We start from the raw sequence: 24,704 nt of genomic DNA on the forward strand, positions 1-24,704 counted from the left end.
AAGACATTCTGCTTGATCCATCAGGCGCTTTCGCCTAAACCGCGCGGCCAATAGATATAGCTTTTTAGGATTCGTCCATGTTCGATCTGACCGGAAAAACCGCCCTGGTGACAGGCGCCACGGGGGGGCTCGGCGCCGCCATCGCGCGGTCATTGCACGCGCAGGGCGCCAAGGTCGTGCTGTCCGGCACACGCGAAAGCGTTCTAGCCGAACTGGCGGCTGAGCTTGGCGCTAAAAGACCTGACAGTGCTTTTATTGTCGCTGCCAATCTTTCCGATGCCGCTCAGGTTGATGGCCTTGTGGCCAAGGCAGAGGCAGTCGCAGGCTCCGGCCTTGATATCCTGATTGCCAATGCCGGCATCACCCGTGACGGCCTGATCCTGCGTATGAAGGATGAAGACTGGGAAACGGTCATCAAGGTCAATCTGGAAGCCTATTTCCGTCTGGCGCGTGCCGCCACCAAGGGCATGATGAAGCGCCGCCACGGCCGCATCATCGGCATCACCTCGATCGTCGGTGTCACCGGCAATCCGGGCCAAACCAACTATGCCGCTTCCAAGGCTGGCATGATTGGTTTTTCCAAGGCTCTTGCGCAAGAGGTTGCCAGTCGCAATATAACGGTCAACTGTATAGCGCCTGGCTTTATCGCCTCGCCCATGACGGATGAGCTTAACGAAGCCCAGCGCGCAGCGATCCTGGCCAAGATTCCGGCGGGAGCCCTTGGTGAAGGCAGCGATATTGCTGCTGCCGCTGTCTATCTGGCCAGTGCCGAGGCGGGTTACGTCACGGGTCAGACGCTTCACGTCAACGGCGGCATGGCGATGATCTAACCGCTAACCCACAGGGTTAGGTGCTTTTGTGTTTGCTAAGAGTGTGCTAGGCAACGCTTTAATGTCTTGAATCGCATGAAATGTGTGCCTACAAGACAAGTCTGGATTCTATCCTCCCCTTGGACCCAATGGTCTCGGGTCTTAAGCTGTATATTTCTGAAGGGACAATAAATGTCTGAAGTTCTTGAACGTGTTCGTAAGATCGTGATCGACCATCTGGATGCTGATCCGGATAAGGTCACGGAAAAGGCGAGCTTTATCGACGATCTGGAAGCCGACAGCCTCGACATCGTGGAACTGGTCATGGCTTTCGAAGAAGAATTCGATATCGAAATCCCGGACGACTCGGCTGAGCACATCCTGACCGTGGGCGACGCAGTCTCCTACATCGATGGCAAGCTGAAGTCCTAAGCGTTAAAGCTTGGCTGGAGCGCGGTTTCAGGCCCCTTGTTTAGGGGTTTGGCCGCGCTCAGTTGTTTTTAGAGTATCACGAAGGATAGATTGCCTATGGTGCGCCGCGTCGTCATTACCGGTCTGGGTCTGGTTTCACCTCTGGGTAACGGAGTGGAAATCTCGTGGAAACGCCTGCTTGAGGGCAAGTCCGGCGCCGGTCCGATCACCGCTTTCGATACCACGGACTATGCCTGCACGGTTGCATGTGAAGTGCCGAGCGTCGATGGACGTGGCGGTGGCGGCCCAGATATCGAAGGCTCCTTCGATCCCTCGCTGGTGCTCTCTAATAAAGAGCGTCGCAAGGTCGACGATTTTATCCTCTATGCTATCGCCGCCGCTGACGAAGCCCTTAAGGACGCCAACTGGCATCCCGAAACCGAAGAGGACCAGGAACGCACCGGCACCATGATCGGCTCCGGCATCGGTGGTCTTGGCATCATCGCTTCGACCGCGCTGGAACTGCATGAAAAGGGCCCCAAGCGGATCTCGCCCTTCTTCATTCCATCCTCCCTGATCAATCTGGCCTCGGGCCAGGTCTCCATCCGCCATGGCCTCAAAGGCCCGAACCATTCCGTCGTCACGGCGTGCGCCACAGGCGCCCATGCCATCGGCGATGCGGCCCGCCTGATCATATATGGCGATGCCGATGTGATGGTGGCCGGCGGCGCGGAATCGGCCATTGTGCCGGTGGGCATTGCAGGCTTCATCGCCTGCCGTGCCCTATGCACCTCCTTCAACGACGCGCCAGAAAAGGCCTCGCGGCCCTATGACAAGGACCGTGACGGTTTCGTTATGGGCGAGGGCGCCGGCATTGTTGTTCTGGAAGAGTACGAACACGCCAAGGCGCGCGGCGCCAAGATCTATGCCGAAATCCTGGGCTACGGCCTGACCGGAGACGCTTACCACATCACGGCGCCATCCGAGACCGGCGACGGCGGTTATCGCGCCATGGTGATGGCGGCGAAAAACGGCAATATTGACCCGACCACCATCGACTATGTCAATTCGCACGGTACCTCAACCATGGCGGATGGCATCGAGCTGAAGGCAATAGAAAAATTCCTTGGCGCGCGTGCCGCCACCGGCACCGTGTCCTCCACCAAGTCGGCCATTGGTCACCTGCTGGGCGGCGCCGGCGCTGTTGAAGCGATTTTCTGCGCCTTGGCCATTCGTGACCAGATCGCGCCGCCGACCATCAATCTCGACAATCCGGACGTGGACACCCCCATCGATCTCGTGCCCAACAAGGCCAAGCCGATGAAGATCAAGACGGTGCTGTCCAACAGCTTTGGCTTCGGCGGCACGAATGCCGCGCTCATCATGGGTGCGGTCGAGGGATGATCAGACTAATCGGCAAAGGGTCAGACTCTTCCGGGCGCAGGTCAATATTGGCCCCGCTCGCGGGACTGACCGCCGGTTTTATGCTGTTGCTGTTCGCGACGGGCCTGTTTATTTCCGCACAGTTGTTCGGCCCCGGCCCCAAGGTACTCACACAGGTAACCTTCGCGCCGGGCATGAGCGTCACCGCCATGGGGCGTGAACTGGAAAAGAAAGGCGTCATCCATTCCGCCGTCATGTTCAGACTGGTGGCGAAATTTCGTGGCCGCCAGAGCGCCATGAAGGCCGGCACTTACGATTTTCCCGCCGGCATCTCAATGGTCAACGCCCTGAAACAGATCGAGGAAGGCCGGGTCGTCCAGACCTATGTCACCATTCCTGAAGGCAAGACCTCGGCGCAGGTCGTCCGCATCCTGATGGCGACAAACGCTCTGACGGGTGATATCGACGTGCCGCCGGAAGGCTCCATCCTGCCGGAAACCTATCTCTATCAGCCTGGCGAGACGCGCCAGGCGGTGCTGGATCGTATGCTGGAAGCTGGCCGTGATACGCTCAATGCGCTGTGGTTGAAACGCGTGCCTGGCCTGCCTTTCGCCAGCAAGGAAGACGCGCTGATCATGGCGTCGATCGTCGAGCGTGAAACGGGCCTGGCCTCCGAGCGTCCGCGTGTGGCGGCCGTGTTTATCAACCGTTTGCGCAGTGGTATCCGGCTCGGTTCCGACCCGACGGTGATTTACGGCATTTCGCACGGTGAACCGCTTGGCCGTGGTCTGCTCAAGAGCGAGATCGAAACCCCGACGCCGTGGAATACCTATCTGATTGACAAATTGCCGGTGACGCCGATCGCCAATCCGGGCAAGGCGTCGCTTCAGGCAACGCTTAATCCGGCCAAGACGCAGGATCTGTATTTTGTGGCTGATGGCTCCGGCGGGCACGTTTTCGCGACGTCTTACGAGGATCACCTGCTCAATGTCGCCAAATGGCGCGCCATGGAGGCGCAGGTCAATGTTTACAGTTCGTCGGCGTCTTCTGAGGCCTCGGTGGCGCCTTCGAGTGACAAGACGCTTGAGGTTGCCCCTGTCGCGGTGCGCCTGAGTCATAAACGCTGATTTTTAGCCTGATTTTTGGGAGCTTGCGATGAGTCTTGCCAGTATGACCGGCTTTGCCCGCTTTGAAGGCAGCCATGACACCCTCGCCTGGACGCTGGAAATGCGCAGCGTCAACGGGCGCAGCCTCGATATCAAATACCGTTTTCCGCAAGGTTTCGAGGCCGTGGAAAAGGCAGGACGTGATCTTGCCAAGAGCCGCTTTCATCGCGGCCAGATGAACCTGACGGTTTCGGTGAGCAGTGCTGCGGTCAAGGCCGGCGTGACGCTCAACAAAGACGTGCTCGACGTCTACCTCCAGGCCAGCCGCGCCCTGATTGACGCCGGTGAGGCGGTGACGCCCAGCGTCGATGGCCTGTTGGCCCTGCGTGGTGTTATTGAGACCGCCGGCGATGAACGCGCCGAGCTCTCGCCAGACGCGGAAGCCGCCTTGGCCGCGGATATGGCCGTGTTGTTCGATCGCCTGCGTGAAGCGCGCGATAGCGAGGGACGAGCGCTGGAAGGCATCCTCAGGGGGCATCTGATCACTATGGCGGCCTGTGTCGAGCGCGCGCGGTCTTTGGCCGATCAGCAGGTTGAGGCTATTCGCGAGCGCTTTACGCGCCGTCTGAATGAGTTGTTGCCGGAGCAGCAGGACTTTCAGGAGCGTGTATTGCAGGAAGCGGCGCTTCTGGCTACCAAGGCCGATGTCCGCGAGGAGCTTGACCGCCTGACATCGCACGTCGAGCAGGCGCATCAACTGATCGACGACGAGCAGGCGCCGGGTCGCAAGCTCGACTTCCTCGCGCAGGAATTCATGCGTGAAGCCAATACCTTATGCTCGAAATCGGCCTTTATAGAATTGACCCAGACCGGCCTTGAGCTTAAAGCCGTGATCGATCAGTTCCGCGAACAAACGCAAAATGTGGAGTAGGCGATGCCAAACACCGAAACGACCGGCACGCAACGCATAAAGCGTGGTCTCATGCTTATCGTCTCGTCACCTTCGGGGGCTGGCAAGACATCGCTATGCCGCCGCCTGATGGCCGATCACGCCGATCTCGACCTCTCGACCTCGGTCACGACGCGCAAACCGCGTCCGGGCGAGCAGGAGGGGCGTGAGTACCACTTCATCGACGATGCCCGCATGGATAAGCTGGTGAAGGAGGACGCCTTCCTGGAGCACGCTGCTGTGCATGATCATCGCTACGGTTCCTTGCGTGAACCGGTTGAGCGCGCCCTGTCGCAAGGCCAGAACGTCCTATTCGATATCGATTGGCAGGGTGCGCAGCGTATCTCGGCCAAGGCGCCATCGGACGTGGTGCGGATCTTCATTCTGCCGCCGTCGATGGTGGAGTTGAAGCGCCGCCTGATCGCCCGCGCACAGGATGAGATGGCGGTGATCGAACGCCGCCTGCAGCGCGCCAAGGGCGAGATTTCGCATTGGGCGGAATACGACTATGTCATCCTGAATGACGATTTCGACCGCTCTTACGCCGAGCTTGTCCACATCTATCATGCTGAAGTGGCGCGCCGTTCGCGTGGCTTGTGGATTGCGCCTTTCGTTGATGAATTGATGTCTGAGACTATCTAATGGGGCAAACCTTGCCTGGCTTCAAAGAAAAACCCAGTCCAAAAGACCGGGTTTTTCTTTGAATAGAGAAGACTTGGGACCACGGGCCCCAAACCCCATTAAATAAGGGACGCCAGACGTAAAAACTCCTGCGGCGACACCTGCTCGGCGCGCTCGGTCGGCGTGATCCCGGCTTTTTCCAGCAAGGCCTCGCCACCAAGCGGTTTCAGAGATGCGCGCAGCATCTTACGGCGCTGACCAAAAGCGGCGGCGGTGACCTTTTCTAAATTCTTGATAATGGCCTTCTCAGGCCGTTCGGCTTTGGGCTTCAAGGCGACCACGGCGCTGTCGACCTTGGGCGGTGGCGTAAAGGCCCGCGCCGGCAAATCCATCAGTTTTTCACAGTCGCACAGAACCTGCGCGATGACCGACAGGCGGCCATAGTCGTTGTCACCCACCGGCGCCACGACCCGCAAGGCCACTTCCAACTGGAACATCAGGGTCATGGAAAGCGGCTGCCACGGGCCGGTCAGCCATTTGATCAGTAGCGGCGTGCCGACATTGTAGGGCAGGTTCGAAACGATGTGGGCGAGCGGGGGCAGGCTGCGATCGACCAGGGCCTGCATCTCATTGACCTTCATGGCGTCGCCTTCGATGACCTCGAAGCGTTCACCATAAACGCTATTGAGTTCACCGAGCAGTTCAATAAAGCGCCCGTCCATCTCGACGGCTACGATCTTGCTGGCTTCGGTTTCCAGCAAGGCGCGGGTCAGGCCGCCAGGGCCGGGCCCGACCTCTATCACCACATCGCCGTCGAACGGGCCGCCAAGGCGCACGATCTTGCGCGTGATGTTGAGATCGAGCAGGAAGTGCTGGCCGAAGCTCTTCTTGGCCATCAGGCCGTGGGCTTCCAGGCTTTCGCGTAAGGAGGGCAGTGTCATGATGTGGCTCGATTACGGCTGATCTCGTCAGCAGTTCGGATGGCGGCGAGCAGGCTATCAGCGCGTGCGATACCCTTGCCGGCGATGTTGAATCCGGTGCCGTGATCCGGCGATGTGCGAACAATGGGAAGGCCCAGCGTGATATTGACGCCGCCCCAGAAATCGAGCGTCTTCAGCGGGATAAGGCCCTGATCATGATACATGCAAAGCGCTGCGTCATAGGTCAGGCGCGCTTCGTCATGAAACAGTGTATCTGCCGGGTAGGGGCCTTTAATGTTGACGCTTGCGTTCTGCAAGGCAAAAACCGCAGGGGCTATAATGTCGATTTCCTCGCGCCCAATGGTGCCGTCTTCGCCAGCGTGAGGGTTGAGGCCGGCCATAACCAGACGTGGCGTGGGGATAGCGAAATCGCGGACCAGGGCCTTCTGCGTGATTTTGGCGAGTTTAACTAACCCCTCGCGCGACAGGGTCATAGGCACAGCGCTCAGAGGTGTGTGGATCGTGGCCAGCACGACGCGCAAATCTTTCGCCGTCAGCATCATCACCGGCGTCGGCACGACGTCGCCCACACGGCACAGGTCAGCGAGATATTCGGTATGGCCGGGGAATTTGAAGCCCGTGGCATAGAGCACAGACTTGGCGATCGGGCAGGTGACCAGCGCGTGGGCACGACCCTCAAGGCACAGCTCAACGCCCTTGCTGATCCATGCCACGATCTGCGGCGCGTGAACACTATCGGGCACACCGGTGACCGCAGGCGCTGTCAGGGGGATATCAAGAACCGGGAGGGCCGTACCGAAGACAGCGGTGGTTTCGGCAACATCGGTTACGCGCGCCACCGGCACACCCTGAGCTTCCATCAGTGCGGCGTCGCCGATCACGCAAAAGGCAAAACCAGTCTGATCTCTCAGACTGGTCCAGGCTTTCGCGGCAAGCTCAGGGCCGACCCCGCAGGGATCGCCCAGGCTCATAACCAAAGGGGGGTTAGTGGCTTTCAATCGTTGCTGTGCTTCTGAGTTCGCGCAGATAACGGCGGCCGAGCATCGACAGGCGCTGATTGACAAGATTGGTCTCGACCTGCTGGCGCGTCAGGGCGTTGTCGCCGGCCAGTTGGCGATCACAAACATAGAGAATGTTCATGTTCTGGCTGTTGCGCATAGGCTCGGTCGTCTGATTGGCTTTGAGCGGACGCAGGGCGTCCGAGTAATTTGCCAGAAGCGTGCTGAGTTGAGCGTCGCCAAGATCGGTTACCTGAACGCTGCCGCTGGTCTTACCCAACTGTTCATCGACGGCTTCGCAGCTGTTGACGCGTGAACGGAAGCTGGTGAGCGCCACCTGGGCGCTGCTGATATCGGCGGCACTGGCATTGGCTGGCAGGGGCACGGCCGCTTGCTTAATGCGGAACACCATGTCAGCATTGCCTTGGGTTTTCTGCCGCAGCAGATAGATGTAGACGCCGTCCTTGGTGGTGATGGGGGGGCTCATCTGACCGGGCTCCAGGGTTTTGAGCACGTCCTCGACGGCAGGATCAATATTGCCCGACACCAGCCAGCCAGCGTCACCGCCATTGGCGGCTGAAGGGGCGCTGGAAAATTGACGCGCGACCGACTGGAAAGGGGCGACCTTTTGCGAGATCTGGTCGTAAAGTTGTTTGGCGCCTTGCTGCGCATTGGCCGGCGAGCCAGCCGAGGCGTTATCGATAAAAATTTCAGCCACCAGATACTGAGGCTTCTGGCCATCCGCGATGACCTTGTCCATCAGGGAATCGACCTGTGCTGTGCCAACACTGGCATTGGCATGGTAGCGACCGCCGACGAGGGAATTCCAGCCCGATTCCGCGGCAATTTGCGCCCGCAGCGTAGCGGGTTCGACGCCGACGCGCTTGAGTTCGGCCAGCAGTTGATCCGGCTTCAGATTGCTCTGAGCGGCCATGCGGGCGATTTCATCATTGACCTCGCCATCCGATACCTTGACCTTCCAGTGGTCCATTTCCTGTTGTTGCAGGCGCTCGTCGATCAGGCTGTTGATGGCCTGTTGCTGGAAAGCAGCGTAGTTTTCCTGGGTGACCTGGACGCCGGATGTGACGATCAGCAGCAACATGCGCTGCTTCAGATCATACGACGTGACCATGTCGTTATTGACAGAGGTCAGGATGCCTTCGCCAAGCGGCGGCAGTTGTGGCGCCTGCGTATCGGGTGCCAAAGCCGGTTGAGAGGCCAGGGCGGCGTCGCCAGTATCCGGTGTGGTCTGGCCAAAGCCTTGAGCAGAGGCAACACCGGCGCTTAAGGCCAGAACGGCGGCCAAGGCCAGGGAAGAACAGTTCAGAAGCTTGGACATGATAAAGCCAGCAGAATGAGGAGTGGAGGGGGGCATGGTGTGAAGGCTTGACCTGATTTTAGCGAACATCTTTAAAATTGACAGGTGATGTTCCTAATGTGGTTAAGTTAAGGCGTAAGAATATCGAGGATGAAGCCTTGCCGTTAATGGCGGTGAGTTGGGTGTCGTTGCGCTGATAGACCAACTCAAACCAGCTACAATCGTCACGATAGATGAGGCTGACCGTCGAACGGCGCCAGGTGTCAAGTACCATGTCGCGATCAAGACGCGCAGAGACGCCCCAATGAGTCGTTATGAAGTGACGGGCGTAAAGCTGAACATTGCGATAGTTATCGCCGAAACGTTGCAGTTGACCGTTCACCACAGGGATCGGCGTCAGGGTCGAATTGGTAATCTGGCCGGCCGTCAGAACATTGTTGACGATGTAACGCAGCGTTGCCTCGGTATTGGGGCGCCGCATCGACAGGCCATATTCACCCTGGCTCAAACGTCCGGAATCCCCATCAAGGCGCAGACGCGTGTAGCCGTTTATGCCCTTGCCGGTATTGAAGCTGCCGTCAACAATCCAGTCTGAATTTTTGCCGCCCAGGCCGGATGGATCATAAATATAGGTGCCGGCATAAGGGCCTGATGCGATGCTTACGGTTTGCAGGAACTGTGTTTCCGGTTTATCGCGCAAAACACGACCCACAAGGCCCTCAAGTTTAAAGCCTGAATCGAAATTCACTTCCGAACGGATACCCAGGTTGAGACGGGCGCCGGATTCATAAATGTCGAATCCTGGCGATTTGTTGACGGAGAACAGCGTCGTTTCGTCAAATTCAAACGAACGGCTGTCTTCGGTCGGAAGATAGGCATTGGTTTTGGCATCCGGAGAAACGGCAAATTGCGCGGTAGGTTCAATAATGGCTGTAAAGCCTTTGAATTTTTTGAACAAAGGGTAGCTGAGATTGAAGCCGGCTGTGGCCAGATCACGATTGACCTCACCTTCGAGGCCCTTTGCATCAAGGTTTGTGACCTTATAATAGTCGTGTCTAAAGTCAAAGAACGGCCCCCACTTCAGGCCACCGCGCGTGGTCATATCGCCATACCACGAAGCGCCGGCGCTTAATCGGGATGTGTCGTAACCCGTAACGCCGTCCGAGGCTTCCGGAGCTCCTATGTCGATAGCTCTGAGACCATAAACGTCCGTCGATAGCCGCTTATGGTATATGCCGATGGCATTGGCGGACAGGGTGAGTTGGCCACCCAGTAAACGGGTTTTGGGCGACCAGTAGGCTTCAATCTGTGGGGCAATGGTTGGATAGAAATCCGAGCTTAAAGCGTAAGGCTGGTGGAGTGATTGACCAGTGAAAGGTAGCGAAGGGTTGTAATCCAGCCAGCCCGCCGTTTGAAGGCTTTGGAAATTGACCAGGGTAGCTGCGAAATACGTCGTCGAGGTTTGACGGGTGACGTTGAACTGGTTGATCAACTGACGCGAATCGACGGTCAGATCGCCAACTTTTTCGAAGGCACCGTCAATATTGTAGCGCTCGAAGAAGTTGACATAGTCACCGCGTGCATCACCACTGGGGTCTTTGACATGCTGAGCTGTAAAGCTCCAGCGCCAGGCCTCATTGATCTTGAAGGCGCCATCCGCCAAAAGATAATCGCGCGTGGCGGCGAGGCCGCGACGCTCACCGCTGTTGTCGAAGAAGCTTTCGTTGGTGAAACCAAAACGTGCGCTGAATGTGCCGGAATAAAACTGGCGCTTGTATTCCAGGTTCAACAGCGGGTTGACGCTGGCATTGAGCTGCGGGCTAAGAATGAGATAGGAATAGGGCGAAATTGACCACAAATAGGGCTGCTCATACGAGAGGCCACGCTTGCGATCGGTACTGATCTTCGGCTCCAGGAAGCCCGATGCGCGTTCAAGCTCTGGGTCAGGTGTCCAGAGGTAGGGGGAATAGAGCACAGGCACGCCATGGATTTTCACAACAGCATTGTTGTAATAAACCATTTTCTTGTCTTTGCGCTGAGTTATCTTACCCGCTTCGATCGACCAGGTTGGAGACTGTGTCTTGCCGCGCTCGACGCAGAGTTGACAGGGTGTGTAGATGACATTGATCAGGCGATTAACATCGGGATTAATCTGTTCGAGGCGACGGGCGAATACCTTGGTATTGTTCTTGGCCATCAGCGCAAAGTTCTCGCTGTAACCGGACTCCATGTTGTCGTCATAGGTAATGGAGTCGGCGAACTGAACGCTGCCGTCTTCGTTGATCGTCTGGGTGTGCCCTTTGGCTATCGTCACGCCGGTGTTGGCATTTGATGTCACCGTATCAGCGCGGATGGTGCGGCCATTGAGGCGCATCTGCACATTGCCGGACGCCTCAGTGAGGCCTTCTTCATCGATGCGTTTTATCTGGTCAGCTTCGATAAACGAAACGCCTTTAGCCAATCCGTCTGTACCTGGCGTGGTTTCTGTGCGGACGTCTTTGCTGGCTTTCGGGTCAACTGTGACGACGCCCGCCTGGGCCATGGCCAGTTCGAAAGCAAGTTGCGTGCCGGTCATGCTCTTGCCATCTGCGGTATCTGCCGCCGACACTTGCGCCATGGCCTGAGCGCCGCAACCCACGCCCATGGTCATGAGGGTCACCAGACCCGCTCCGAGATACAGTGAATAGCGCTTCATCATGCCTTACAGCTTAAGTCCCGTAGCAAATCATCAGTTATGGTCACGTTAGGCGCCGCGAAACGGGCGTGGTCGCAAGGTGTGAGTCCGTGTGTATAGCATACTAAACCGTGGTGAGAATCACCAACACACCCGAGCTTAGCTTTTTTAGCCGTCTTCTGTGTAAACGATCAGCGTCATGGCGGCCAGCATGGCGAGAACTGCCGGTGACCATCCAGCCAGGAAGATCGGGATAACGCCCGCCTTGCCCATGGAGGAAAACAACTGATTGACGAAAAAGATGACAAAACCAAGGCTTATGCCTGAAATCACCAGTCCCGTCATGCCACCAAGCCGCATCAAACGCAGACTGAATACGGCGCCGAGTGCTGTCATGGCCGCGAACATCAGCGGTGTGGATAGAAGTTGATGAAGCTTAAGCTCATACATCGCCGTTGAAAAGCCGGAGATACGGTTCTGATTGATCAGTCCCGGCAGGCGCCAGAAAGGCACGGCCTGGGTAGAGGCGTATTTTTTGAACGCCTTCTGCGGATCGAGATTCGACGGAATGGTCAGTACGTCATAGGCAGGAACCGCCGGGCCTTCGACACTGGCCTCACGGGCGTTTTTCAGTTGCCAGAAACCGGCACGCAAGGTGGCTTCCTGGGCATCGATACGCTTGCGGAAAACAGGCACCTGCTTGGCGTCGATATCATAGACCCAGAAGGTTACGCCCTTGAGGTGACCTATAACCTTATCCTGGCTTTCGGCGCGGATAACGATCTGCTGGCTGCCTTCACCTTGACGCAGATAGATGGCGCCCATGTCCTTAACATCGGCGTCATGACTGATCTGGCCTACGACCTTGTCATAATGGTCGCTAAGTCTCGACGCCACAGGGTTGAAGACACCAATCGTCATCAGCCCGAAAGCAAAGGCCAGAATGGCGGCGGGCGTGACGAAACGCCACGCCGATACGCCGGCTGCGCGCATGGCTATCAGCTCGCTGCGGCGGTTGAGATTGACGAAGGCAAACAGTGAGCCGAAGAGGAAGGCAAACGGCAAAAGAACAAGGATTGAGCCGGGGGATTTTTCCAGCATCAGTCCGATCACAGACAGGCCCGAAACATCAGCCTTGGCGCCGAGGTTTTTAGAAATACTTACATATTCAATGAGGAAAATCAGGCTGGAGACGATCATCAGCGCTGAAGCAAATGCCTGAATGCAGGTTTGAAGAATGTAGGTTTCCAGCCGGCTTTTACGCCACGGATTAAGATAGGCCAGAGTCTCCAGGAAGGGCAGGCGGCGTTGCATATTCATCTATCCGCCCCGCTCACAAAGGCTTCAGCACGTTCCGGTCGCTCGCGACGCGGGAACGTGAAAGGAGGCTGCTGCCGTCGTGCCGGCGTATCATGCTCAGGCAGTAGACGATCGGGAACAGAGGCACGACATATTGCAGAACGTTGATGATATAGGCCGACGCGCTGGCGGTTTCCACAACGACGCCAAAGATGCGTGTCGCGGCGGCGGCGGCGGCGGCGAGGGCAATGCGCTGGGCGTAACCGTTACGGCTGAACTTGCCACCAAGCACGCTGACAATGGCCAGTAACACGAAGGCCAGATTGTAGAGCGGGTTGGCCAGGCGCGCATTGGCTTCGGCATAGTATTTCGGCCGCGCCATTTTCTCGAAATCATAGCGGACCGGCGCTATCAGTTCATGCATATAGCGATCGCCTTCCTTGTATTGCAGAAAGTCGTCATTGGCGAAATAGGAGGTGATGTCGAAGCTGTACTCGTCCCAGGTCAGGTGATCGAGCACGCCGGGTGACGCCAGTTGCTGGTTGGAGCCATGGCGCATGACCAGGATGGAATTGCCATCAACCTTCTTAATGCGTCCTTCCTTGGCGGCGTAGGTTTGATCCTTGCCATCCTTGCCGGCGGTGCGAATGAAGATCTGGCGCAGCAGCCCGTTTTGGTCGATGCGCTGCGCATAGATGGTGAGTCCGGTGTCAGAGGTCGAAAAATCGCCCTCCTTCACCAGGCTTGAGATCAGGTCGTTCTTGACGTCATAGAGTTCGTGCCGCATGGCGCGCGATGACCACGGCTGGAGGTAAAGATTGGCCGCCAGACTGATCAGGGTGAAATAGATTCCAATGCGTATGATGGGGTAGGCGACGCGCATCAGCGACATGCCGCTGGCGTAGGCCGCGGTGAATTCATGCTCGCCCTGCATACGGGTCAGCGCCACAAGCGTGCCGACGAACAGCGCGATCGGGAAAATCAGCCCGGCGAGTTGTGGCATGGACAGGAGGGTGATCTTGGCGAAAACCCACGCGCTTTGGCCGCGCTCCACGACTAGGTCAAACTGGGTCAGGGACTGGCTCAGCAGGGCAATCGCCGTTAGCGCCACCACTGCCCCGCCGATCGGCACGATCAGTTGGCGAAATATGTAGCGGTCGAGTGTGCGCATGCTTGAGGCAGATCCATCAAAACCCGGATTTCATGCCCCTTGTGACCGCTTACGGGGTTAATTACAAGCCACAGGTTGGAGCCGCGCTATAAAATTGAACACTTATGTACAGATCGTGGCACGATAACCGCTCTGATGGCGGTCGCGAGTAACAAAAAAGTTGCAAAAAACACTTCTGTCACGGGGGGAAAAGGGGCATAGACCGTAAAGATGCGCCGCGTCAAAACGGTCACAACCTTCGGAGATTGCCATGAGCCAGCCCATCATTACCTTTGCTACCAAGCCCACCGATAAGAGCTGTCTGGCTGTCATTCTGGGAGAGGGCGAGACGCAAAGCAAAGGATTTTCTGCTCTTGATTCGGCGGTGGCCGAAGAGATCAAATCTTTGTTGTCGGCTGTAGGTTTCAAAGCTACGCGCGGTAAAGCGCAACTACTGAACCGCTCAGGGGGCGCCGTGGTCGCTGTGGGGGGAGGCGACCTGACGACGCTTGACACAGTGGCCATGGAAACCATCGCCGCCAGCCTCTATCATGTAACGAAAGCCTCGGGTTTTGAAGCCTTAAGCCTCGATCTGACAGGCTACAGCGCCGAACTCGCAGCCCATGCCGTGCTAGCGTTGCATCTGGCTGCCTACCGTTTTGACAAGTATTTTGGTCAGGCCAAGCTTGATAAGGCGCCGACTCTGAAAAACATCAACGTGGTGTGTGACGATGTGGCGGCGGCGGAAACGGCGTATGTGCCGCTCGGTGCCCTTCGGGAAGGTATTGTGTTTGCCCGTGATCTGGTGTCTGAGCCAGCCAATATTCTCTACCCGCAATCCTACGCTGACCGCGTCAAGGCTTACGAAAGTATCGGCCTCAAGGTCGAGATCCTGGGCGAGCCAGAGATGGAAAAGCTCGGCATGCATTCGCTGCTGGGCGTAGGCTTGGGGTCGCGCAAGGAATCGAAACTTGTGGTCATGCAATGGCTTGGCGCCCTAGATCAGAAGGCCCAACCGGTCGCCTTTGTCGGCAAGGGTGTGACCTTCGACACCGGCGGGATCTCGATCAAACCGGCCGAAGGCATGGAAGACATGAAGTGGGACATGGGGGGCTCTGCCGCCGTAGTGGGCACCATGGTGGCTCTGGCCGGTCGCAAGGCCAAGGTCAATGCCATTGGCATTATTGGTCTCGTAGAAAACATGCCCGACGGCAATGCGCAGCGCCCCGGCGATGTGGTCAAGGCGATGTCCGGCACCACGATCGAGGTCATCAACACGGATGCCGAAGGGCGTCTCGTCCTGGCCGACGCCCTGTGGTATTGTCAGGACCGCTTCAAGCCGCAGTTCATGATTGATCTGGCCACCTTGACCGGCGCTATGATCATCGCGCTCGGCATGGATTATGCCGGTGTTTTCAGTAACAACGACGAACTGGCTGAGAAAATTGGTGAAGCGTCGAAAAGCGTGCTTGAAAATACGTGGCGCATGCCCTTGCCGGCGCAATACGAGAAGCAGATCGATTCCAAGATTGCCGATATCCGCAATATCGGTGGCCGGCCGGCCGGCTCGATCACGGCCGCGCTCTTCCTGCAACGCTTCGTTAATGGCACGCCTTGGGCGCATATGGATATCGCACCTGTGGCCTGGACCAACGAGCAGCGTATCCCGACTGTGCCGGAAGGCGCTACAGGCTTCGGTGTTCGCACGCTGAACGCGCTGGTCGCCAAATTCTACGAGGGCTAAATCTTGCCCGATATCTGGTTTTATCATCTCGAAAAAACACCGCTTCCGCAGGTCCTGCCGGACCTGCTGGAAAAGGTTGTGCAGAAGGGCTGGCGCGCTTACGTGCATGGCCATGAGGATGACAAGATTGACGCCTTGAATGGCCAATTATGGACGTACAATCCGGCGTCCTTTCTCGCACATGGGCTTGAAAGTGAAGGATCGGCTAGCCGCCAGCCCGTTCTCTTGGGCACATCTGGCGCCATGGCCAACAGTCCGCAGGTTTATGTTTCGGTGGCGCCAGTCGATTTACCGGATGTTAGCGGTATGGAGCGCTGTCTTGTTGTGTTTGAAGGCGCGGACGACGACCACCTGGCGTGGGCGCGTATGCAATGGAAGCGGATGAAATCGGAGGGTCTTGATCTGGCCTACTGGAAGCAAAATACGCAAGGACGATGGGAGAAGATGCAATGACGAAGCGTGTTGGCAAATTACATCAGCGGCATCTGGTTTTCGCTTTATCGATCATAGCCCTGGCCTCGTGTTCTTCCACATCGGAAGTGCCGGTTCGACAGGCGCCGCCGGTGACGCAAACCCCGGTTTATCGCCCGACAAAACCTTCCGCTCCGCCGCCGGCCGCTTACAAACCGATGGCTGATGACCAGTGTGGCGCCGGCGATCTGCAATATCTTATTGGAAAGCCGCGCACCGATATACCTGTGCCGCTCAATCCCGGCGCGCGTCGGGTCGTGTGTTCGAGCTGTATTGTAACGCAGGAATTCCGCGCTGATCGTCAGACCATTATATTCGATACTGAGACCGGCATCGTGCAATCTGTTAAGTGTGGATAGTGTAAGCTGGATTTATTAGCGATAGTCGACTGAAATTCTTGATGCTACCTTGAGTTATGCTCGTCGGACGAATCAATGGCCTGTCTTGTTGGGGTCAGGGAAGCTGTCCTTATATTCCCGAACGTGCCAAAAGCGTGAACGTATGGAAAAAAGACTGATAGCGGAGGGCAGGCCGGCAGAAGTTCTGCTTGTGGATGACAATCGCGGTGACGCCTTGCTGGCTTCCTATGCCTTCAAGGATTCCAGCGTCGCAACGCAGCTTACCATCGCATCGACCGGCGAAATGGCCTTGTCCATACTGGCCCGCGAAGGCGACTATTTCGGAAAGCCTCTACCCGATCTGATCATGCTCGATCTCCAACTGCCCAAGATGAGCGGTGTCGATGTGTTGCATCACATCAAGACACACCCACATTTTAAGCACATTCCAGTGATCGTGATGTCTAATTCCGGTGCGGTACACAATATACTTAAAAGCTATCAACTCCACGCCAACGCCTACGTGATCAAACCCGTCGACCTGGCGAAATTCCGTGACGCCATAGCCCTTATCGAACAGTTCTTTTTCCTACTGGCATCCGTGCCTGCGCTCGATATAGACGCATAGAGGAGAGTACGCTTTGCAGGACCACCAGCACATCACTATGCCCGTTCAATCCGACCCCTCCGAAGAATTCAAGGATTTCGCCTATATCGTCTCGCACGACCTTGCCGGGCCGGTGCGCTCCATGGTGGCGTTTTCCCAACTGTTAAAGGAAAATATGCCGGCGGCCGAAAAGGCGGAGGACCAGCTTCATCTCGATCTGATTGTGGAGAGCGGTCAGAAGCTGTTCGACATGATCCAGGGCCTGCTGGCTTTTTCGCGTCTCAATACTGTGCCGCGCAGCCGTGCCCTGGTCGAACTCGAAATCGTGGTGGCGCGCTGTTACATGCAATTACAACCACAACTCGACGCCACCAAGGGCCATTTCAATTATCCGCGCATGCCTGAAGTATCGGCTGATGCCCAACAGATGCAGACGGTATTTTACTGTCTGCTCGATAATGCACTGAAATTTCGTAAGCCGGACGTAGCGCCCGATATCCGTATTCGCTGCGACAAGACCAGTGATTTCTGGGAATTCAGCGTTTCAGACAGTGGCATAGGTATCGACCCGCTTTTTTATGATGATGTCTTCCGGCCGTTGCGCAAGCTGCATACCGACGAGGTTTATCCGGGAGTTGGCATGGGCTTGACCTTAACGCGTAAAATCATCCTGGCGCACGGCGGACAGATATGGCTTGAGCCATCCGACATCGGCGGCCTGAAGGTCAGGTTCACCCTTCCGCGCTAAACAAAAAAAGCCGCCACCTAACATGACGGCTTTTTTTTATAAGGTCAAACGCCGGCCTCGGCCTTGGCGTTTTCATAGGTCTCGGCGGCGATCATCCATTCACCTTCGAGCCTGACGACATCGCTTTCCAGCCTGGCCTTATCCTTGCCAAGGCTGATAGACTTGGCCTGATCCTTGTAAAGGTCCGGATCGGCCAGTTTCAGATCGAGCAGCTTGATCTGGTTGTTGGTCGTCTCGATAAGGCGCTCCAGATCATCAGCCTTCTTTTTCAAAGGGGCTATGGCGTTGCGCGCGGCCGCGGCGGCCTTGCGGGCTTCCTTGGAATTGACCTGCGGCCCCTTCTTGTCGCCTTGGGTCGCGGCGGCTTCCTCGCGGGTCGCCGTCTTGGCGCGCTCGATGACGAGCTTGGCGTAATCGTCCATACTGCCGGTATAGGTTTTCACCGTCCCGTCGTTGACCAGCCATAGCTTGTCGGCCACCAGTTCGATGAGCGAGCGGTCGTGGGTGATCATCAGCACGGCGCCTTCGTAATCATTGAGGGCGTCGAGCAGGGCGCGGCGACTATCGATATCCAGGTGGTTGGTCGGTTCGTCGAGGATCAGCAGGTGCGGCCTGTCCATCGACACCATGTTGAGCAGCAGACGGGCGCGTTCACCACCGGAGAGGTCTTTGACCTTGGTTTCGACCTTTTGAGCGCCCATGCCGAAGGAGCCGAGGCGCGAACGGCGCTTGGCCTCGGTTTCATCGGGACGTGCGCGGCGGATCATTTCCAGCGGCGTGTCTTCCGGGTCCATCGCTTCGATCTGGTGCTGGTGGAACCAGGCCACGGTCATGCGACGATCGCGCCATTGAGTGCCGTGGCTTTCCGTCAGCGCGCCGGCCAGCAGCTTGGCAAAGGTGGATTTACCGGCGCCGTTGACGCCGAGCACGCCGATACGGTCATCTGGATCGAGACGCACATTCATATGACGCAGGATGACAGTGTCACCGTAACCGACGCTGGCATCATCGAGACGCACGATCGGCGGCGCCAGTTGCTTTTCCGGCGAGGGGATGACGAAGGGCGCGACGCGATCTTCGATGGTGGCGGAGATTGGCGGAAGCTTTTCCAGCTTCTTCATGCGCGATTGCGCTTGTGACGCCTTGGAGGCCTTGGCGCGGAAGCGATCGACGAAGGCCTGCAGGTGAGCGCGTTCAGCTTCCTGCTTGGCGGCATTGGCAGAGTTCAGGCGGGCCTTTTCGGCGCGCATGCGCTCAAAGTTGTCGTAGCCACCGGTGTAATAGTCGAGGCGTTGGCCGACGACGTGGACAATGGCATCGACCGATTCATTAAGCAGGTCGCGGTCGTGCGAGATCATCAGGGCAGCATTGGGATAGCGCTTGAGGCGTGCTTCCAGCCATAGCGCGCCTTCGAGATCGAGATAGTTGGTCGGCTCATCGAGTAGCAACAGGTCGGGTTCAGCGAGCAGGGCGCCGGCGAGCGCCGCGCGCATCCGCCAGCCACCGGAGAAATCCGAGATCGGGCGCGTCAGATCGGCATTGGAGAAGCCGAGACCGCTCAGAATTTCCGCGGCCTTGGCCGGCGCGCGATCAGCGCCGATGGCGTAGAGGTCGTGGTGGATTTCCGCCTGGTGCATCGGATCCGCGGTCTCCAGCGCGGCCAGCAGGTCACGACGGCGGACATCGAGATCGAGCACTTCATCTATCAGGTGCTTTGGCGAGGCGGCGATTTCCTGATCGACGGAGGCGATGCGCCAGGATTTGGGCGTGGTTATGTCGCCGCCGCCGGGCTGAGCACGGCCAAGAATGAGCTTGAAAAGGGTCGATTTGCCGACACCGTTCAGGCCGACCAGACCGGCCTTCGTACCTGGCGGCAGGCTCAGCGTGGCGCCATCGAAAAAGCGGCGGCCGTAGGCGTCGTACACCAGGTTGGTAATCTGCAACATTTGACTTAAAAACTTTAGAATTTACGGGTTGGCGAATGCGTTCGGTGTCGCTATAAGCCCCCGTGTCAGAAATCAAAAGAGCGCAAAGCAAGAATAATTGTACCCACCCACTTATTTTGCTCTCTTTTGAATTCTGACACGAGTTTTCACACAAAGAACCGTCTGCTCTTTAAAGAGCAGACGGGGCAACTTTAAATACCAACACAAAATGGATTTTCAATGTCCCGTACCTTCTCGATTATCAAGCCTGACGCGACCCGTCGCAACCTGACTGGCGCCATTAACGCCGTCATCGAAGCCGCTGGCCTGCGCATTGTCGCTCAGCGCCGCGTGAAGCTGACGCAAGCTCAAGCCGAAGAATTTTATGGCGTCCACAAGGAACGTCCTTTCTTTGGTGAACTGGTTGGCCAGATGACCGCCGAGCCCGTTGTGGTTCAGGTTTTGGAAGCCGACAACGCCGTGCCGAAGTACCGCGAAGTCATGGGCGCCACCAACCCTGAGCAAGCCGCTGAAGGCACCCTGCGTAAGCTGTTCGCCCTGTCGATCGGTGAAAACTCGGTCCACGGTTCGGACTCAGACGAGAACGCCGCGATCGAAATAGCCCAGTTCTTCTCGGACGACCAAATCGTCGGCTAAGCGTATTGGGGCGTGGGGTCTGAGACCCCACAAATCTTGCCCTATCCAAAGAAAAAGCCCGGTCTATCGACCGGGCTTTTTCTTTGGAAGAGAGTAAGACTTGGGGGCACAGGTCCCAAACCCCACTATGATTTGAGCACGTGACGAACAGCCTCGGCATAGAGCCGGTGTTCCTCTGCCAGCACGCGCGTGGCCAGCATTTCTGCGGTATCGTCTTTCAAAACCGGCACCCGCGCCTGTGCAATGATCTCGCCTTCATCGACGCCGCTGGAAACCCAGTGTACGGTCGCACCATGCTCCAGTACGCCGGCTTCCAATGCGCGTTCGTGAGTATGCAGCCCCTTGAAGTCGGGCAACAAAGCCGGGTGAATATTGATCATCCGGCCTTCCCACTGCTGAACCAGCCAGTGAGTCAGCACACGCAGATAACCGGCAAGGCAAATGAACTCGACACCTTCGGCGCGCAACGCAGCATCAATCTGACGCTCATGCGATTCACGATCCTTGCCGAAGGGCTTGTGATCAAGCGCGAAGGTCTTGATGCCTTGCGCCGCCGCCCACGCCAGACCGGCGGCATTGGGATCGTTGGACACGACCAGCACGAATTCCGCCGGAAAGTCAGGCGCCTTGGCCGCTTCGACCAGCGCCATCATGTTAGATCCGCGGCCGGAGATAAAAATGGCCGTTCTTGTTTTTTTCATGCGCTAACGCTTCGCTCCTTGAGCGCGGGTCTTAGACATTACTTCGTCGCCAGTTGACCGCAGATGAAGGCGTCTTCGCCGGCATTGAGCAAGGCGGCCAGCACCGCGTCGGCATCGTTCGGCGCGACATAGACCACGAAGCCAACGCCGCAGTTAAAGGTGCGCAGCATTTCGTGCTTGTCGATATTGCCGCTTTCCATCAGCCATTTGAACACCGGCGGGAATTCCCAGCCATCGAAATCGAAGGTGGCGGTCAGGTGATCGGGCACGGCGCGATCGGGATTTTCGATTAGGCCGCCACCCGTGATGTGGGCGCCACCCTTGATTAGGCCGGATTTCATCAGCGGCAGAACCGTCTTGATATAGATGCGGGTCGGCTCCAGCAGGGCCTGAGCCAGCGACATGCCCTTGGCGAACGGTGCATCCGAATCCCAGGACAGACCGGAAAGCTCGATCACCTTGCGGATCAGCGAATAGCCGTTGGAGTGTGGCCCAGAGGAGGCGAGGCCGATAATGACGTCACCCTCGCGCATATCGTCCATGCGCGGCAACACCTTGTTGCGGTCAACGGCGCCGACCGAGAAGCCGGCCAGATCATAATCGTCATTGCCATACATGCCGGGCATTTCAGCCGTTTCGCCACCGACCAGCGCACAGCCGGCGCGCTTGCAGCCTTCGGCGATGCCGGCGACCACGCGCTTGGCGGTATCGACGTCGAGCTTGGAGGTAGCGTAATAATCGAGGAACATCAAAGGCTCGGCGCCTTGCGCCAGAAGATCGTTGACACACATGGCGACGAGATCGATGCCGACCGTATCGTGGCGATGGGTCTCGATGGCGATCTTGAGCTTGGTGCCGACGCCATCGGTCGTGGTAACGATTAGGGGATCATCATAGCCGGCGGCGCGTAGATCGAACAGAGCGCCAAAGCCACCGAGACTGGCTTCAGCACCGGGGCGGCGGGTGGATTTGGCCAGCGGCTTGATGGCATCGACCAGCGCTTCGCCTGCATCGATATCGACACCGGAGGCGGCGTAAGTTAAGCCAGATTTTGAGCCGGGTTCGGACATAAAAATAATTCCTGTGATCACTTTTGGGTCTATGAGACCCGTTTCGGTTTGCTATAACTACAAAATGACACCAATTACAAATACCAATGACCTGATCGCCTTCTGTGAAGCGATAAAATCCGCGCCCTTTATTACGGTCGACACCGAATTCATGCGTGAAACGACCTACTGGCCTAAGCTCTGCCTGATCCAGGCGGCGAGCGAAAATCACGCGGCGATTATCGATCCGTTGGCGAAGGACTTGGATTTAAAGCCTTTTCTCGATGTTCTGGCCGATGAAAAGGTCTTGAAGGTGTTTCATGCCTGTCGTCAAGATATGGAAATCTTCGTCAATCTTGGCTGTATGCCGGCGCCGGTCTTCGATACACAGGTGGCGGCTATGGCGGCCGGTTATGGCGATCAGGTGGCTTATGATTCGCTGGTGCGCCAAAAGCTCAAGATCGACATCGACAAGGGGTCACGTTTTACCGACTGGTCGCGCCGCCCTCTGAGCGAGCAGCAACTGCACTATGCGCTGGGCGATGTCACCCATCTGGCCAAACTGTTCCCCAAATTGCGCGATCGTCTCGATAAGCAAGGGCGTCTTGATTGGGTCTCGGAAGAGATGAAGGCGTTGTCTCAGCCGGCACTCTATTCTACCAATCCCGATGAGGCCTGGCGCCGCCTCAAGCCGCGCAAGAATTCAGTCAAGTATATGGCCGTCTTCGCGCAGGTGGCAGCGTGGCGCGAACGCATGGCGCAGGAACGCGACATGCCGCGCGGTCGTATCCTTAAGGATGAAGGCGTTGATGAAATCGCCACGCAGATTCCAACTGAGCCCGCGGCGTTCGATCATCTGCGATCGACGTCCAAAGGTTTTGGCGCCTCGAAATTCGGTCTCGATCTTGCTGAGATCATCCGCAATGTGCTGAAAAATCCGGAATCCTTCGCGCCGAAGGTCGAGAAATCAGCTCCGCCGGTTCAGGTGCCGCCTTCGGTGGTTGAACTGCTGAAAGTGCTGCTCCGTATCCGCTGCGAAGAAGAAGGCGTAGCGCCGAAATTGATCGCTACGGTTTCCGATCTGGAGAAGATCGCCCTCGATGACAATGCCAAGGTGACCGCGCTCGAAGGTTGGCGCCGTAAAGTTTTCGGTGAAGACGCCCTGCGTCTCAAGCGCGGCGAACTGGCCCTGGTGCTAAATGGCAGCAAGGTTGAAGTCGTCGAGTTGGACTGACACCGCTTAATAGGTGATGATATTCAGATTGAGCTTCATTGCCTGAGACAGCGATCTTGCGCGCCGGCGGGTTTGTTCGCCTAGCAACAGGTCTTCCCATCCCGATTTGGCGCTCAGGATCAGTTGCAAATCCTGCTGTCGGATATGGGCATAGCTCAACAGTTTGGCTGACTTGGCCGAGAGGTCGCAACCAAGGCGCAGCAGTAGGCCCAGTTGTGTGGCCTGTAGGTGCATCTCCTCGCCTAGAATGCGGCTGATCAGCACGGGTTCTTTGGTGTAGGCATCGCCGCTGTAACGGGTGTAAATCGTACAGGCGAGAAAGACGCGCTCTTGGTGGTTTTGGCCTGGAATAGGTGCGCGCAAAACCTGATCGCAGGCCAGATCGGCACGATGGTCCGGATGTAAACGGGCGCCGATATCGGAGAGCTTGGCGGCGGCGCGGATCAACTTTTCTGCCGGGCGCTCGATCAGCACGGTATCGGTGCTATCGTAAAATTCCTTCGCCCAATCCGCCAACGCGACACCCAGATCGTCATTGATCCCCAAGCGGTGGCCAAGTGCAGCGCAGCCAGCGATCAGAGGATCTTCGATTTTCAGCTTGTCATCCAGCGCTTCAAAAAGCAGGCCTTCGCGCAGGCCAAAGGCCGAAAAGCATAGCGTGTCGAACTTGAGCACCTCGATCAGGCCCTGCAAAACGAGGGCAGCATACGAGATGTTTTCCAGACGGCGCTTGGAAACGCCGGGCACGCGCTCAAGTGACGAAGGCGATTGCGTGGCGATCAGGCGGGCGATGGATAAGGCCTCACGGGCCGGCAGCTCAAATTGCTGAATGACATGAAGCGGATAGTTCTGCTTTTGCATCCATATAAGCGCCAGATTGCGCCAGGCACCACCGACAGCGTGGAACTGACCACCGGAAAAACGGCCGACCAAGGGCTCCAGACGGTCACGGACGATTTTATAGGTGACATCCGGCTCAACGGGCCTTGGCGCGCCGAGTGCGAAGGGGCCAAGCGGAAGGGTGACGCCGCGTCGCCCCTGTTCGTCATTATCGCTTAGATTGACCAGTTCGAGGCTGGAGCCACCGAGATCGCCAACGACGCCCTGGGCATCGAGATGGCCGCATTTCACGCCCATGGCAGAATAGTGCGCTTCCTCGGCGCCGCTCAAAACACGGACGCGGAAGCCGGTCTGCTGGAGGATGGAATCGACGAAATCCGGCCCATCCACAGCGTCACGGATCGCAGCCGTGGCAACGACATGAATATTCTTCAGATCGTAGGTTTCGAGAATCGCCTTGAAGCGCCGCAGCGCGATCAGGCTCTCACGCATCCCGCCCTTGTGAAGGCTGCCGGTGACCTTAAGCTCGCGGCCAAGGCCTGCCAGCACTTTTTCATTGAAGAGCGGCCAGATGGACCGGCCTTCGATGCGGTAAATCACCAGACGGACGGAATTCGAGCCGATATCGATGACAGCGGTATTATAATTCAAGATGATCAGCTTCCCGCAATCTACGCCCGAGAGATACCTTCGCTAACGCTTTTGGCCGAGTTTGGCCAGTCTTTTAAGCG

Annotated in this window: 23 protein-coding genes; 13 read left to right on the plus strand and 10 right to left on the minus strand. The window is 57.3% G+C overall.

All coding sequences use genetic code 11. The features are described 5' to 3' along the window. Nucleotides 1-77: 77 nt before the first annotated feature. The 6 genes from fabG (at nucleotide 78) to gmk (ending at nucleotide 5,300) form a co-directional block, all read left to right on the plus strand. Complete coding sequence (gene fabG / locus B060_RS0101755) at nucleotides 78-830, plus strand: 3-oxoacyl-[acyl-carrier-protein] reductase (RefSeq protein WP_018080028.1); 753 nt, start codon at nucleotides 78-80, stop codon at nucleotides 828-830. A gap of 171 nt (nucleotides 831-1,001) precedes the next feature. Continuing rightward, nucleotides 1,002-1,241, plus strand: coding sequence for an acyl carrier protein (locus B060_RS0101760; RefSeq protein WP_018080029.1), 240 nt, complete (start codon nucleotides 1,002-1,004; stop codon nucleotides 1,239-1,241). A gap of 99 nt (nucleotides 1,242-1,340) precedes the next feature. After that, nucleotides 1,341-2,624 carry a beta-ketoacyl-ACP synthase II gene (fabF, locus tag B060_RS0101765; RefSeq protein ID WP_026172509.1) on the plus strand — a complete coding sequence of 428 codons (1,284 nt, stop codon included), beginning with the start codon at nucleotides 1,341-1,343 and terminating at the stop codon, nucleotides 2,622-2,624. 47 nt (nucleotides 2,625-2,671) lie between these two features. Continuing rightward, nucleotides 2,672-3,730, plus strand: coding sequence for an endolytic transglycosylase MltG (gene mltG, locus B060_RS0101770; RefSeq protein WP_018080031.1), 1,059 nt, complete (start codon nucleotides 2,672-2,674; stop codon nucleotides 3,728-3,730). A 28-nt stretch (nucleotides 3,731-3,758) separates the two neighbouring features. Beyond that, complete coding sequence (locus B060_RS0101775) at nucleotides 3,759-4,640, plus strand: YicC/YloC family endoribonuclease (RefSeq protein WP_018080032.1); 882 nt, start codon at nucleotides 3,759-3,761, stop codon at nucleotides 4,638-4,640. Nucleotides 4,641-4,643: 3 nt separating this feature from the next. Further along, a complete protein-coding gene (gene gmk, locus B060_RS0101780) occupies nucleotides 4,644-5,300 on the plus strand; it encodes a guanylate kinase (RefSeq protein WP_018080033.1) in 657 nt (218 codons plus the stop codon). Nucleotides 5,301-5,398: 98 nt separating this feature from the next. Here the strand turns inward: gmk and rsmA are convergent, their stop codons facing one another. The 6 genes from rsmA to B060_RS0101810 form a co-directional block, all read right to left on the minus strand. After that, a complete protein-coding gene (gene rsmA, locus B060_RS0101785; protein ID WP_018080034.1) occupies nucleotides 5,399-6,220 on the minus strand; it encodes a 16S rRNA (adenine(1518)-N(6)/adenine(1519)-N(6))-dimethyltransferase RsmA in 822 nt (273 codons plus the stop codon). Beyond that, entirely contained in the window at nucleotides 6,217-7,191 is a 975-nt protein-coding gene (gene pdxA, locus B060_RS0101790) for a 4-hydroxythreonine-4-phosphate dehydrogenase PdxA (RefSeq protein ID WP_018080035.1), read from the minus strand. The genes rsmA and pdxA overlap by 4 nt, the downstream gene beginning before the upstream one ends. 13 nt (nucleotides 7,192-7,204) lie before the next feature. Further along, nucleotides 7,205-8,557 (minus strand): peptidylprolyl isomerase, encoded by a 1,353-nt coding sequence (locus B060_RS0101795; protein WP_035422863.1) that lies wholly within the window; start codon nucleotides 8,555-8,557, stop codon nucleotides 7,205-7,207. Nucleotides 8,558-8,615: 58 nt separating this feature from the next. Then, a complete protein-coding gene (locus B060_RS0101800; RefSeq protein ID WP_018080037.1) occupies nucleotides 8,616-11,234 on the minus strand; it encodes an LPS-assembly protein LptD in 2,619 nt (872 codons plus the stop codon). A 144-nt stretch (nucleotides 11,235-11,378) separates the two neighbouring features. Beyond that, entirely contained in the window at nucleotides 11,379-12,530 is a 1,152-nt protein-coding gene (locus B060_RS0101805) for an LptF/LptG family permease (RefSeq protein ID WP_018080038.1), read from the minus strand. Between the two features lie 13 nt (nucleotides 12,531-12,543). Continuing rightward, nucleotides 12,544-13,680, minus strand: a complete 1,137-nt coding sequence (locus B060_RS0101810) for an LptF/LptG family permease (protein WP_018080039.1) — start codon at nucleotides 13,678-13,680, stop codon at nucleotides 12,544-12,546. A 250-nt stretch (nucleotides 13,681-13,930) separates the two neighbouring features. Here B060_RS0101810 and B060_RS0101815 point away from each other — a divergent pair, with 250 nt between their 5' ends. From B060_RS0101815 to B060_RS0101835, 5 genes are all read left to right on the plus strand, one after another. Next, a complete protein-coding gene (locus tag B060_RS0101815) occupies nucleotides 13,931-15,403 on the plus strand; it encodes a leucyl aminopeptidase (RefSeq protein WP_018080040.1) in 1,473 nt (490 codons plus the stop codon). A 3-nt stretch (nucleotides 15,404-15,406) separates the two neighbouring features. After that, the gene (locus B060_RS0101820; RefSeq protein WP_018080041.1) at nucleotides 15,407-15,856 is read left to right on the plus strand and encodes a DNA polymerase III subunit chi; all 450 of its coding nucleotides are present in this window, start codon (nucleotides 15,407-15,409) and stop codon (nucleotides 15,854-15,856) included. Beyond that, nucleotides 15,853-16,233, plus strand: coding sequence for a hypothetical protein (locus B060_RS27925; protein ID WP_018080042.1), 381 nt, complete (start codon nucleotides 15,853-15,855; stop codon nucleotides 16,231-16,233). Before B060_RS0101820 ends, B060_RS27925 begins: the two co-directional genes overlap by 4 nt. Before the next feature lie 142 nt (nucleotides 16,234-16,375). Next, the gene (locus B060_RS0101830; protein WP_018080043.1) at nucleotides 16,376-16,840 is read left to right on the plus strand and encodes a response regulator; all 465 of its coding nucleotides are present in this window, start codon (nucleotides 16,376-16,378) and stop codon (nucleotides 16,838-16,840) included. A gap of 37 nt (nucleotides 16,841-16,877) precedes the next feature. Beyond that, nucleotides 16,878-17,567, plus strand: coding sequence for a sensor histidine kinase (locus tag B060_RS0101835; protein ID WP_018080044.1), 690 nt, complete (start codon nucleotides 16,878-16,880; stop codon nucleotides 17,565-17,567). Nucleotides 17,568-17,611: 44 nt separating this feature from the next. Here B060_RS0101835 and B060_RS0101840 read toward each other — a convergent pair whose 3' ends face one another. Then, on the minus strand, nucleotides 17,612-19,513 hold the full coding sequence (locus B060_RS0101840; RefSeq protein WP_018080045.1) for an ABC-F family ATP-binding cassette domain-containing protein: 1,902 nt from the start codon (nucleotides 19,511-19,513) through the stop codon (nucleotides 17,612-17,614). Nucleotides 19,514-19,732: 219 nt separating this feature from the next. Here B060_RS0101840 and ndk point away from each other — a divergent pair, with 219 nt between their 5' ends. Continuing rightward, entirely contained in the window at nucleotides 19,733-20,149 is a 417-nt protein-coding gene (ndk, locus tag B060_RS0101845) for a nucleoside-diphosphate kinase (protein ID WP_018080046.1), read from the plus strand. Nucleotides 20,150-20,274: 125 nt separating this feature from the next. Here ndk and purN read toward each other — a convergent pair whose 3' ends face one another. After that, nucleotides 20,275-20,850: a phosphoribosylglycinamide formyltransferase gene (purN, locus tag B060_RS0101850; RefSeq protein ID WP_018080047.1), complete on the minus strand. Its 576-nt coding sequence runs from the start codon at nucleotides 20,848-20,850 to the stop codon at nucleotides 20,275-20,277. Nucleotides 20,851-20,888: 38 nt separating this feature from the next. Then, nucleotides 20,889-21,920 (minus strand): phosphoribosylformylglycinamidine cyclo-ligase, encoded by a 1,032-nt coding sequence (gene purM, locus B060_RS0101855; protein WP_018080048.1) that lies wholly within the window; start codon nucleotides 21,918-21,920, stop codon nucleotides 20,889-20,891. A 64-nt stretch (nucleotides 21,921-21,984) separates the two neighbouring features. Here purM and rnd point away from each other — a divergent pair, with 64 nt between their 5' ends. Next, nucleotides 21,985-23,133, plus strand: a complete 1,149-nt coding sequence (gene rnd, locus B060_RS0101860; RefSeq protein ID WP_018080049.1) for a ribonuclease D — start codon at nucleotides 21,985-21,987, stop codon at nucleotides 23,131-23,133. Between the two features lie 6 nt (nucleotides 23,134-23,139). On the opposite strand, the gene B060_RS0101865 is transcribed toward rnd, so the two are convergent. After that, the gene (locus tag B060_RS0101865) at nucleotides 23,140-24,624 is read right to left on the minus strand and encodes a Ppx/GppA phosphatase family protein (RefSeq protein ID WP_018080050.1); all 1,485 of its coding nucleotides are present in this window, start codon (nucleotides 24,622-24,624) and stop codon (nucleotides 23,140-23,142) included. Between the last annotated feature and the right edge of the window lie 80 nt (nucleotides 24,625-24,704).

This window comes from Asticcacaulis benevestitus DSM 16100 = ATCC BAA-896 (assembly GCF_000376105.1).
Classification (GTDB): Bacteria; Pseudomonadota; Alphaproteobacteria; order Caulobacterales; family Caulobacteraceae; genus Asticcacaulis; species Asticcacaulis benevestitus.